The 12,097-nt window shown below is 71.0% G+C and carries 9 protein-coding genes; 3 read left to right on the forward strand and 6 right to left on the reverse strand.

What is annotated here, in order from left to right:
- Window positions 1-4 precede the first annotated feature (4 nt).
- Window positions 5-1,339 carry an MFS transporter gene (locus EES42_RS07015; protein ID WP_124717153.1) on the reverse strand — a complete coding sequence of 445 codons (1,335 nt, stop codon included), beginning with the start codon at window positions 1,337-1,339 and terminating at the stop codon, window positions 5-7.
- A 95-nt stretch (window positions 1,340-1,434) separates the two neighbouring features.
- Window positions 1,435-1,875: a MarR family winged helix-turn-helix transcriptional regulator gene (locus EES42_RS07020; protein WP_072485764.1), complete on the reverse strand. Its 441-nt coding sequence runs from the start codon at window positions 1,873-1,875 to the stop codon at window positions 1,435-1,437.
- A gap of 145 nt (window positions 1,876-2,020) precedes the next feature.
- Here EES42_RS07020 and EES42_RS07025 point away from each other — a divergent pair, with 145 nt between their 5' ends.
- Entirely contained in the window at window positions 2,021-2,236 is a 216-nt protein-coding gene (locus tag EES42_RS07025; protein ID WP_072485765.1) for a ribbon-helix-helix protein, CopG family, read from the forward strand.
- Here the strand turns inward: EES42_RS07025 and EES42_RS07030 are convergent.
- Window positions 2,229-3,683 (reverse strand): NCS2 family permease, encoded by a 1,455-nt coding sequence (locus EES42_RS07030; protein ID WP_124717154.1) that lies wholly within the window; start codon window positions 3,681-3,683, stop codon window positions 2,229-2,231. The genes EES42_RS07025 and EES42_RS07030 overlap by 8 nt on opposite strands.
- 187 nt (window positions 3,684-3,870) lie before the next feature.
- Between EES42_RS07030 and EES42_RS07035 the strand changes: the two genes are divergently transcribed.
- On the forward strand, window positions 3,871-4,149 hold the full coding sequence (locus EES42_RS07035) for a DUF2530 domain-containing protein (protein ID WP_124717155.1): 279 nt from the start codon (window positions 3,871-3,873) through the stop codon (window positions 4,147-4,149).
- A 110-nt stretch (window positions 4,150-4,259) separates the two neighbouring features.
- The gene (locus tag EES42_RS07040) at window positions 4,260-6,740 is read left to right on the forward strand and encodes an HAD-IC family P-type ATPase (protein ID WP_124717156.1); all 2,481 of its coding nucleotides are present in this window, start codon (window positions 4,260-4,262) and stop codon (window positions 6,738-6,740) included.
- 33 nt (window positions 6,741-6,773) lie between these two features.
- On the opposite strand, the gene EES42_RS07045 is transcribed toward EES42_RS07040, so the two are convergent.
- From EES42_RS07045 to EES42_RS07055, 3 genes are all read right to left on the reverse strand, one after another.
- Window positions 6,774-7,502, reverse strand: coding sequence for a DUF5707 domain-containing protein (locus EES42_RS07045; protein WP_124717157.1), 729 nt, complete (start codon window positions 7,500-7,502; stop codon window positions 6,774-6,776).
- 135 nt (window positions 7,503-7,637) lie between these two features.
- Window positions 7,638-8,525: a calcium-binding protein gene (locus EES42_RS07050; RefSeq protein ID WP_124717158.1), complete on the reverse strand. Its 888-nt coding sequence runs from the start codon at window positions 8,523-8,525 to the stop codon at window positions 7,638-7,640.
- A gap of 284 nt (window positions 8,526-8,809) precedes the next feature.
- On the reverse strand, window positions 8,810-12,016 hold the full coding sequence (locus EES42_RS07055) for a sacsin N-terminal ATP-binding-like domain-containing protein (protein ID WP_124717456.1): 3,207 nt from the start codon (window positions 12,014-12,016) through the stop codon (window positions 8,810-8,812).
- Between the last annotated feature and the right edge of the window lie 81 nt (window positions 12,017-12,097).

Raw genomic sequence — 12,097 nt, forward strand, 5'->3', positions numbered from 1 at the left:
GCGCTCACGCCGCCGTGGCCAGCTCCTCGCGCGGGACGAAGCGGAGGTGCGGGCGGCCCGGGCGGAGGTCGACGCGCAGCCGCAGGCCGCCGACTCGGGCCAGCATCAGGCCGACACCGAGTGCGGCCACCAGCGAGAACGCGCCGCCGACGGCCATGCCGGTACGGACCCCGTAGGCGTCGCTGATCCAGCCGACGATCGGGGCGCCCACCGGCGTACCACCGGCGAAGACCATCATGTACAGGCTCATGACCCGGCCGCGCATGGCCGGGTCGGCGGCCATCTGGACGCTGGTGTTCGCGCTGATGTTGGTCGTCAGGCCGATCATGCCGATCGGGACCAGCAGGATCGAGAAGAGCCAGACGGACGGGGACAGCGACGCGATGATCTCCAGCACGCCGAACGCCGTGCCCGCGGCCACCAGCATCCGCAGCCGGGAGGAGCGGCGGCGGGCGGCGAGCAGGGCACCGGCCAGGGAGCCGGCCGCCATCAGGATGTTGAAGAAGGAGTACATCCCGGCGCCGCCGTGGAAGATCTCGTCCGCGAAGGCGGTCAGCCAGATCGGGAAGTTGAACCCGAACGTGCCGACGAAGCCGACCAGGACGATCGGCCAGATCAGCTCGGGGCGGCCGGAGACGTAACGCAGGCCCTCCCGCAGCTGTCCCTTGGCGCGCGGTACGACGGTGGCCTTGTGCAGTTCGCTCGTGCGCATCAGCATCAGGCCGATGAGCGGGGCGGCGAACGACAGGCCGTTGAACATGAAGGCCCAGCCGCTGCCGACCGTGGTGATCAGGACACCGGCGACGGCCGGGCCGATGAGCCGGGCGGACTGGAAGTTCGCCGAGTTGAGGCTGACCGCGTTGCGCAGCTGGGCGGGGCCGACCATCTCGGACACGAACGACTGGCGGGCGGGGTTGTCGACCACCGTCACCATGCCGAGCAGGAACGCGATGAGGTAGACGTGCCACACCTGGACGACACCGGAGAGCGTGAGCACCGCGAGGGCGATCCCGCAGAGGCCGAGCGCCGCCTGGCTGAAGAGAAGCAGCTTCCGCTTCGGGAGGCGGTCCGCGATGACACCGCCGTAGAGGCCGAACAGAAGCATCGGAAGGAACTGGAGTGCCGTGGTGATGCCGACGGCGGCGGCGGACCCGGTGAGGCTCAGGACGAGCCAGTCCTGCGTGATGCGGGACATCCAGGTACCGGTGTTGGAGATCACGGCGCCCGTGGCGAACAGGCGGTAGTTACGGATCTTCAGCGACGAGAAGGTCCCGCCGGGCTTGCTCTCGTGGGTGGAAGTCGGTGCGGGGGCGGAGTCTGCTCCGGATCCCGTACTCAAAAGGGTTCGCCTCCTCGGGCGTATACGTTTCGCTGACTGACGGGGTGCGGCGGGGCGGGCGGTGCGCCGGACACGGTCCGGCGCGGCCCGTACCGCTACAGGTGGGCGAGCTTCTCCAGCACGGGCGCCGCCTTGCGCAGCGTCTCCCACTCGTCCTCGTCCAGGCCCTCGGCGAGGGCGGTCAGCCAGGCGTTCCGCTTGGAGCGGCTCTCTTCGAGCATGGCTTCGGCCTGCTCGGTCTGGCTGACCACCTTCTGGCGACGGTCATCGGGGTGCGGTTCCAGTCTGACCAGCCCCTTCGCTTCCAGCAGCGCGACGATGCGGGTCATCGACGGAGGCTGCACATGCTCCTTGCGGGCCAGCTCGCCCGGCGTGGCCGAGCCGCACCTGGCGAGCGTGCCGAGCACCGACATCTCGGTGGGGCTCAGCGACTCGTCGACGCGCTGGTGCTTGAGGCGCCGGCTGAGCAGCATCACGGCGGAGCGAAGGGAGCTCACGGCGGCCGCACTGTCGCCGTCGTGGATCAGGTCAGGCATGTTTATTAGCGTAACTCATTAGTCGCCCTAAAGACCATTCGTGTTACACGCGCGAGAGGCACTTCACCCAATCGATCACCCGAACGAGTGAGTCGGATCCGTAAAGTGACGCGAAACGGGCCGCTGGACCGTAACCCTGCTTGCCATGGGATCGACTGTGCTCAGCCTGCGGATAGACGGTGAGCTGCTCGACCGGCTCCGGCAGCATGCCGCCAAACGCGGAATGAGCGTCCAGGACTATGTGGTCCGGACGCTCATTCGCGATGATTTCGACGAGCGCTTCAAGGCGGCCGTCGACGAGACGGAGAGGTTCTACGGCCCGGAGGGGACCGCGGGGATCAGGGCCGAAGAGGTCACGTGAGGCCGAGGGCCGGCATCGCGTAGTAGAAGACGAAGACCGCGGAGACCACGTACATGGGCACCGGCACCTCGCGCCAGCGCCCGGCCACCACGCGGAGCACGGAGAAGGCGATGAAGCCGATGCCGATGCCGTTGGTGATCGAGTACGTGAGCGGCATCATCAGCATGGCGAGGAAGGCCGGGATGGCGAGCGTGTAGTCGCTCCAGTCGATGTCCCGCACCGAGCCCGAGATGATCAGGAAGCCCACCGCCAGCAGCGCGGGGGTGGCCGCCTGCGACGGGACCATGGTCGCCAGCGGGGTCAGGAACAGCGCCACCGTGAACAGCAGACCCGTCACGATGCTCGCGAAGCCGGTGCGGGCGCCCTCACCGACACCCGCCGTGGACTCCACGAAGCAGGTGCCCGCGGAGGCGGAGGTCCCGCCGCCCGCGGCGACCGCGATGCCGTCCACGAACAGCACCCTGTTGATGCCGGGGAAGTTGCCGTTCTCGTCCGTCAGCTTCGCCTCGTCGCCGACCCCGAGGATGGTGCCCATCGCGTCGAAGAAGCAGGACAGCAGCACGGTGAAGACGAACAGGATGCCGGTGAGCACGCCGACCTTGCTGAAGCCGCCGAACAGACTGGCCTGACCGAACAGCCCGAAGTCCGGGGTGGCGACCGGATTGCCCGGCCACTGCGGGACGGTCAGGCCCCACGCCCCGGCCGGCAGATCGGCGATCGCGTCGATGATCATCGCGACGACCGTCATCGCGACGATGGAGATCAGGATCGCGCCCGGCACCTTGCGGACGATCAGCGCGAGGGTGAGCAGCGCGCCGATGATGAAGACCAGGACCGGCCAGCCGTTGAGGTGGCCGTCGCTGCCGAGCTGGAGCGGCACGGTGGTGTGCGCGGCGTCCGGGACGCGGGAGACGAAGCCCGAGTCGACCAGGCCGATGAGCAGGATGAAGAGGCCGATGCCGATCGCGATGCCCTTGCGGAGCGACGTCGGCACGGCGTGCATCACGCGTTCCCGCAGCCCGGTCGCGACCAGCAGCATCACCACGATGCCCGCGAGGACGACCATGCCCATGGCGTCCGGCCAGCTCATCCGGGGGGCGAGCTGGAGGGCGACGACGGTGTTGACGCCGAGGCCGGCCGCCAGCGCGATCGGCACATTGCCGATGACGCCCATCAGGAGCGTGGAGAACGCGGCGGTCAGCACGGTGGCGGTGACCAGCTGGCCACCGTCGAGCTGATGCCCGTACATGTCCTTGGCGCTGCCGAGAATGATCGGGTTCAGCACGATGATGTACGCCATCGCGAAGAACGTGGCGAATCCGCCACGGATCTCGCGGGCGACCGACGACCCCCGCTCGGAGATCCTGAAGAAACGATCCACGCCGCCGCGCGGCTGGGGGGCCGCAGGCTGCTGGGCATCGACCGGAGCGGTGGCCGAGGGGGACATGTATGACCTCAGTCGTACGTAGAGGGGGAAGAAAGTGGTCAGCTTTGGACTTTCACACGAATAATTCGAGTCAGTCTTAAGCAGATTCAGTATGAATACATAAGGCGAAGATCGCTATCTCCGCGCGTAGACCCATGGGCCACCTGGGCCGAGCGGGCTTCGTACAGGGGCCCCATACACTGAGCCCATGGCGAAGTGGACACCGAAACACGAGGCACCCGAGCCCCTGGAGGGGCCCGTCGTCGCCACCATCACCGGCGGCACGATCCTCTGGTTCGTCCTCTTCCTGGTCCAGCTCCCCTTCTACGGCTGGTTCGACGACCACGGTCACCTGTGGTGGGTGTGGACCTGTCTGGCCGGTGCGGGGCTCGGTCTGATCGGCATCTGGTACGTGCGGGGGCGCGACGCGGCGATCAAGCGGGCGGCGGCCGAGGCCGAAGCCGAGGCGTCGCCCGAAAGGCCCTAGGGGTCCGGCACCGGTCCCGTACCCCCACGGGACCATTGCCCTCCTCCCCCGGTCTGATCTTCGGACCGCCCAGTGGGTGAATCGGACCATCCACCCGTACCGTCGGAACCATGACGCAGCGGGCATCCCATCCCTTCGGCGAGCAGACCCCCGAAGCAAGCGGCTCCACCGGCCATCCGGGTCCGGCCATGATCGACGCCGGGGCCGAGCTCGATCCGGTCCACCCGGTCAAGCTGCCCGCCCCGGCCGTGGACCCACGCGGGCTGACCGCCGCCGAGGTCGCCGAGCGGATCGCCCGCGGCGAGGTCAACGACGTACCCGTCCGCTCGTCCCGCTCCGTGCGCGAGATCGTCCGCGCCAACGTCTTCACCCGGTTCAACCTGATCATCGGCGTGCTCTGGCTGATCATGCTGTTCGTCGCGCCGATCCAGGACAGCCTCTTCGGCTTCGTGATCATCGCCAACACCGGCATCGGCATCGTCCAGGAGTGGCGGGCCAAGAAGACCCTGGACAGCCTCGCGGTCATCGGCGAGGCGAAACCCACGGTGCGCCGCGACGGGGTCGCGGCCGAGATCTCCACCTCCGAGATCGTCCTCGGCGACCTCGTCGAGCTGGGCCCCGGCGACAAGGCCGTCGTGGACGGCACGGTCGCCGAGGCCGACAGCCTGGAGATCGACGAGTCGCTGCTCACCGGCGAGGCCGATCCGGTACTGAAGCGGCCCGGCGACCCCGTGATGTCCGGCAGCTTCGTGGTCGCCGGCGGCGGCGCCTTCACCGCCACCAAGGTCGGCCGCGAGGCCTACGCCGCCCAGCTCGCCGAGGAGGCGTCCCGCTTCACCCTCGTCCAGTCCGAGCTGCGCACCGGCATCTCCACCATCCTCAAGTACGTCACCTGGATGATGGTGCCGACCGCGATCGGCCTGGTCATCAGCCAGCTCGTCGTCAACGACAACAACCTCAAGGGATCGATCGCCCGGACCGTCGGCGGCATCGTCCCGATGATCCCCGAGGGCCTGGTGCTGCTCACCTCGGTCGCGTTCGCGATCGGCGTCGTACGGCTCGGCCGCAAGCAGTGCCTGGTGCAGGAGCTCCCCGCCATCGAGGGGCTGGCCCGCGTCGACGTCGTCTGCCTGGACAAGACCGGCACCCTCACCGAGGGCGGCATGGACGTCACCGAGGTCCGGACGCTGGGCGGGGCGGACGACGCGTACATCGGGGACGTGCTGGGCGCCCTCGGCTCGTCCGACCCCCGCCCCAACGCCAGCCTCCAGGCCATCGTGGACGCCTACCCGGACGGCGAGAAGTGGCTGTGCACCCAGACGCTGCCGTTCTCCTCGGCCCGTAAGTACAGCGGCGCCGCGTTCGACGAGGGCGGCGGCCGGGAGTCGTCCTGGCTCCTCGGCGCCCCCGATGTGCTGCTGCCCGAGCAGGACCCGGCGCTCACCGAGATCGAGCAGCTCAACGAGCAGGGCCTGCGGGTGCTGCTGCTGGCCCGCGCGCAGGGGGCGCTCGACGGGCCGGACATCGCGGCCGGGGCGGTGCCGAGCGCGCTGGTCGTCCTGGAGCAGCGGCTGCGGCCCGACGCCGCGGCGACCCTGGCCTACTTCGACGACCAGCGGGTCGCCACGAAGGTCATCTCCGGCGACAACGCGGTCTCGGTCGGCGCGGTCGCCGGAAAGCTGGGCCTGCCGGGCGCCGAGCACACCCTGGACGCCCGCCGGCTGCCCACCGACCCGGACGAGATGGCCACGGCCATGGAGGAGAACGCGGTCTTCGGCCGGGTCACCCCGCAGCAGAAGCGGGACATGGTCGCCGCCCTCCAGTCCCGCGGCCACACCGTCGCCATGACCGGCGACGGGGTCAACGACGTACTCGCGCTGAAGGACGCCGACATCGGCGTCTCCATGGGATCGGGTTCCGAGGCGACCCGGGCCGTCGCCCAGATCGTGCTGCTGAACAACAGCTTCGCGACGCTGCCGTCCGTGGTCGCCGAGGGCCGCCGGGTGATCGGCAACATCACCCGGGTCGCCACCCTGTTCCTGACCAAGACCGTCTACTCGGTGCTGCTGGCGGTCCTGGTGGTCTGCACGCAGGTCGACTACCCGTTCCTGCCCCGCCATCTGACCCTGCTGTCGACGCTGACCATCGGTATCCCGGCGTTCTTCCTGGCCCTGGCCCCCAACAAGGAGCGCGCCCATCCGCACTTCGTGCGCCGGGTCATGCGGTACGCGATCCCGTCGGGCGTCATCGCCGCCGTCGCCACCTTCGCGACGTATCTGATCGCCCGGAACCACTACTCCGGTCCGGGCGCCCTCGACGCCGAGACCAGCGCGGCCACGCTCACGCTGTTCCTGGTCTCGATGTGGGTGCTGGCGATCATCGCCCGCCCGTACACCTGGTGGCGGATCGCGCTGGTGGCGGCGATGGGGCTGGCGTTCCTGATCGTGCTGGTGGTGCCGTGGCTCCAGGACTTCTTCGCGCTGAAGCTGGTCGGGACGACGATGCCGTGGGCGGCGGTGGGCATCGCGGTGGTGGCGTCGGCCGGCCTGGAGTACGCCTGGCGGCTGGTCGGCCGACGCTTCCCGGTGTAGCTGCGCGGACCCGCGCCCCGTTGCCTCGCGCCGTTACCTCACGTCGACGAAGTCGCCGGCGGTGGTGACGGTCGGGGTGGTGGACGTACCCGCGAAGCTGTAGCGCCAGTAACCGTCGACCGAGGCCTTGACCGTGGAGTACGTGGAGCTGGTCTTCTTGCGGAACTGGAGCTTCACGGACTGCGTCGCGTAACCGTGGTACGCGTGGTCCTCCCAGTTCGCCCGCGACAGCTTCCCCGTGACCGTGATGGTCTTGCCCTTCTTCACCGGCTCCGGCGAGGCGTTGACCGTCAGCTTCGACAGCCGCTGGATCTTCGCCGTGGCGGCGTAGTCCGAGTAGTAGCTGGAGCCGTCCTTGGCCTCCGCGCCCGCGAGCACGTGCCAGGAGCCGGCCAGCGCGTTCTTGTCCAGGTCGACCCTGGGGTCGATGGTGATGGTGAGGGAGCAGGTGCTGGTGGTCGCGCTCGCGGCCTTGCAGGTCGCGTCGTCCTCGTTGGGCAGCAGCGCGCCGTCCATGCCCTCGTCCTGGTCCTTGCCGTGCCACAGGATCAGCCAGCCGGTCTCGATGCCGGAGGCGTGCGAGGCGGTCACCGAGACGGTGATGGTCTTCTTGGCGGTGGTGCCCAGGACCACGTCCTTGCCGCCGTTGACGGTGATCTTGGAGATGACGGGATCGGCCGATGCCGCGTGCGCCGCCGGTACGGCGAGGGCGGACAGGACCAGGGCGCCGGAGGCTGCGGCGACGGTGGCGCGAAAGCGCATGGTTTTCTCCGTGGAGAAAGGCCTTGGGGGCCGGACGGGACTGCACGGGACGGATGCGTGAACAGCGGGACCCCTCGCGGAGGGATCCCGCTGTTCACGGGTGGCCACGGATGGCCGTGACGGTGCCGGGTGGAACTACTTCACGTCGACGAAGTCGCCGGCGGTGGTGACGGCCGGGGTGGTGGACGTACCCGCGAAGCTGTAGCGCCAGTAGCCGTCGACCGAGGCCTTGACCGTGGTCTTCAGGTTCCCGGTGCTGTTCGTCTTGATCGTCTTGACCGTGGAGTACGTGGAGCTGGTCTTCTTGCGGAACTGGAGCTTCACGGACTGCGTCGCGTAACCGTGGTACGCGTGGTCCTCCCAGTTCGCCCGCGACAGCTTCCCGGTGACCGTGATGGTCCCGCCCTTCTTGACCGGCTCCGGGGCGGCGTTGACCGTCAGCTTCGACAGCCGCTGCACCCGGGCGGTGCTGTAGAAGTCGGTGTAGGCGATGTCGGTCTGGTTACCGGCGAGCGCGCCCGCGGAGACGTGCCAGGTTCCGGCCAGCGCGTTCTTGTACAGGTCGTAGCGCGGGTCGATCGTGAACGTCAGCTTGCAGGTCGAGGTCGTCGCGTTGACCTTGGTGCACGTCGACACGTCCTCGTTCGGCAGGATCGCGCCGTCGATGGTGTCCGGCGAGTCCGGGTTGGTGCCGTGCCACAGGTCGGCGTAGGCGTCGACGACACCGGACGCGTGCGACGCGGTGACCGAGATGGAGATCGTCTTCTTGGCGGTGGTGCCCAGGACGACGTCCTTGCCACCGTTGACGACGACCTTGGAGATGACGGGTTCCGACGCGTCGGCGGCGGTGGCCGCGGCGGCCTTCGAGGCGCCCCGGGCGGCGGCGGTGCCGAAGACCTCGGCACCCGACGTCGGCTTGTTCAGGTTCGGAACGGAGTGGTCGCCCGCGTGGGCGGCCGGAACAGCCAGAGCAGACAGGGCCAGGGCGCCGGAAACGGCAGCAACAGTGGCACGAATACGCATGTGTTTCCCCAGTGGAGAAAGAGCCCCGCGGGCACATGACGTGCCGCGCGCGGAGCTGGTTCGGACTGTGAGTCTGCTGACTCGACAGACCAGACCCGCAACGCATGTGAAGGGTTGTACACGAAGTTGAACTTCTCGCGAAGATCCTTCGGACGGGGCAGTCCGGTGGGCCCCGGACCACGCCGGCCGACGTCCGTGACCGTCTGCAAGTCGAACCAGCGGTCACCGACGTCCGTGACCGTCTGCAAGTCGAACCAGCGGTCACCGACGTCCGTGACCGTCTGTCAGTCGAACCAGCGGTCCCGGGCCAGCTCCTGGGTCCGGGACGGGTCCTCCAGCAGCGCCGCGACCTCGAAGCGGCGCGGCCACTGGCCCGCCGCCCAGGCCAGGCCCGCCGCGACGCCCTCCAGCGTGGCGGCGTGGACCGTGCCGTCGGGGGTGCGGCGCCAGTCCAGTTCGACGCCGCCCGCGCGCAGTTCGCCGTGCTCGACGTACGCGTCCGGCGTCCCGGCGCCGAGCAGCACCCGCACCGCGTCCGGCACCCGGTGCTCCTCGCCCTCCGTCGACACCTCCGCCTCGACGCTCTCGCCGAGCCGGCGCACCTGGAACAGCTCGGCCAGCTCCGCCGCACGCGTCGGGGCGACCGGGAGCAGCGGGAGCCCGTCGGTGAGCGGCAGCAGATCGGGGGCGTCCGCGATCACGGCGTCCGCCGCGTCGACGACCCGTACCTCGCCGTCGACCACGGCCCGCAGCTCGTCCGGCAGCGTGACCTGCTCCGGGTCGAGCTCGGCCAGCGCCGTGTACAGGGAGTGCAGTTGTACGGGGCCGACCGGGCGCTCGTCGTCCGCGAGCCGGCCGAGGAGTTCGGCGGCGCCGCCCGGCTCGTCGAGCAGGGCCGCCACGGAGGTCCGTACGCCGAGGGCGCGCAGCACCTGGGCGTCGTCGAAGCCGGTGGCGTCGGCGGAGTCGTACAGCCCGGCCAGCCGGGGGTCGCCGCCCGCGGCGCGCAGCCCGGCGGGGCGGCGGCCGTCGAGCACCGGGTGGTCGCGCAGCCACCAGGCCGTGTACGGGCGCACCGACCGGGTGGTGCCGTCCGGCAGCAGCACCCGCACCGGCTGGGTCAGCGCGTCACGCAGCGGCGGCCGGGCGAGCATGGCGAGCGCCTGCGGCCAGGCGTCGTCGTCGACCAGGTCCAGATCGCGGACCGCGACGATCTCGGTGGCGACCGGCGGCACGGGGGTGTCGGGAAGCTGGTCGAGGATGTCCTCGCACCACACGTCCACGGCGTCCAGCAGCCCGGCGTCGTCGGGCTCGGCGAAGTCGCCCTCGCGCGGTTCCAGTTCGTCCGGGTCCAGCACCACGTCGGTGGTCCGTACGAGGGCGAAGGTGGCGAGCACACCGCAGGCGGTGAGCGGCTGCTCGCCCCAGCGGTCGGCCAGCTCCTGGTCGCAGAGCGCCAGTTCGCCCTCGCGCATGATGGCGGCGAACGGGCTCGCGGGCAGCACCAGTTCGCCCGCGGGGGCCGGTTCGCCGTCCTCGTCGGGGAGGGCGAGGGCGCCGAGCCAGGGCTCGTCGCCGGGTGCCAGATCGGCGTCCCGTACGAGGGTGAGCACGGTCTCGGCGAGCTCGTCGCCGTCCAGCGCGTCCTCGTCCCAGATCTCACCCGCGTCCAGCGACCCGGCGACGGCGGCCCGCACCTGCGGGGTCGTCAGCACGGCGCGCGGGGTGGCGGGCAGGGCGCCCAGCTTCTCCAGCAGCGGATGGGCGGCGTCCGGGTGGGCGACCTTCAGCCCGAGCCGGGCGAGGCGTTCCAGCACCGGTCCGCCGGCCGCGTCGGGCAGCGGCAACAGCACCTGGCGGGGCCCGATGGTGGTGCGGGGCACGGCCGGGGCGCCGGAGTCCGCGTCCTGTGCCGTTCCGGCCAGCGGTACGGGCAGGCCGGAGAGGCGGTCCGGGTCGATGCCGGAGAGGCTGTCGTACAGCCGCCGCCACCAGCCGGGGTCGCGCTCCAGACCGGCGAGGCGGTCGATCGCCTCGGTCAGCGGGACCCGGGCGACCTGGAGCGTACGCAGCTCGCTGCGGCGTTCCAGTCCGGCGGGCAGCAGACACGGCAGGACCTCGGCGAGCACCCGTACGGTCTCGGCGCCGACCCCTTCCAGCACCTCGGCCTCGACGGGCCGCAGCGCGGTGGTGGCCGGGGCGGGAAGGCCGTCCGGCTGCGCGTCCCAGGTGTCCCAGCGGTCCGCCTCGGCGGTGGTGTCGCGCGGGGCGGCGGGGGCCAGGAACGCGACGCGCGGCAGCCGCTCCAGGATCGCGCCGCGCAGCGCACCGTCCAGTTCGCCCTTGCCGAGCGGTCCCGGTACGAGGTCGATGGTGTCGACGGACACCGGCTGCCAGCCGGCGAGCAGCTCGGCGTACGCGTCGGCGGCGCGCTGCACCAGGAATTCGGTGAGCGGTCCCGGCGCGAAGTGGCGGCGGGCGGTGTCGAGCGGCAGCGAGGCGATGAGCAGGGCGGGGATGCCGAGCGGTTCGTCGGTGGGGGTGGGCGCGTGGACGACGGGGAGGGTACGGGGGCGTACCGGGGCGCCCTCCGCGTCCACCGGGACCGCCCAGGTGACCGACCAGTGCGGTCGCAGCCGCTCCTCGCGGGGGCGGTCGGCGAGCAGCGCGGGCTCGACGGGGCCGTGGTGGGCGACCGTGCGCCAGCGGTTCGTACCGTGCGCGGAGTCCTCGACGTGGGTGTACGGGCCGTGCTGCGAGCGGCGCAGCGTCCGTACGGTGTCCGGGGTCTCGATCACGATCTCTTCGAGGCCGCGCAGGGTGAGCAGCAGGGCGTCGTCGACCGCGTCGAGCAGCCGGGCCACGAGGTCCTCGGCGCCGCCGTCGCGCAGCGGGAGGACGACGACGGTGTCGTACCCGTCGGGTGCGGTGCCCTCGGCGGGCAGCGGGAGCCGGAGCAGCGGTACGTGACCGTCGCGGCGGCGCAGTTCGTCGCCGAGGCCGGGGCTGGCGACGGCCGCCCGGGCGGCGAGGTCGCGGGCCTCGGCGAGCGACCAGCGGACGCCGCCGTGCCGGCCGACGACGGCGGGCTCGTCACTCACCGCGAGCACGGCGGCGAACCCGACGCCGAACCTGCCGACGGCTCCTTCGTGGCCCTCGCGCTTGGCGGAGGCGCGCAGGGTGGACAGGGACTCCACGCCGGTGGCGTCGAGGGGTGCGCCGGTGTTGGCGGCGGCGAGGACGGCGGGGTTGTCCGGGGTCGCCGGGTGCAGGGTGAGCCGGAGCCGGCCGGGGACCTGTGCGCGGGCGGCGGCGTCGGCGGCGTTCTGGGCCAGCTCGACGACGAGGCGGTCGCGGTAGCCGCCGAGCGCGAGGTCCTCCTCGGCGTTGGCGTCCTCGCGGAACCTGGCGGGACCGGCGCCCCAGGCGTCGAGCACACCGCGCCGCAGCCGTGCGGTCCCGAACGGATCGGCCCCCTCGGTCGCATTCATGCTCACGCTCTGACTCCGCTCTTTCCGATAGCGCACTGCCCGTGCCGCCAAGTGTGCGCCCGAAGGTACCGGGTCCTCGCA

This window comes from Streptomyces sp. ADI95-17, from assembly GCF_003846175.1.
Classification (GTDB): domain Bacteria; phylum Actinomycetota; class Actinomycetes; order Streptomycetales; family Streptomycetaceae; genus Streptomyces; species Streptomyces sanglieri.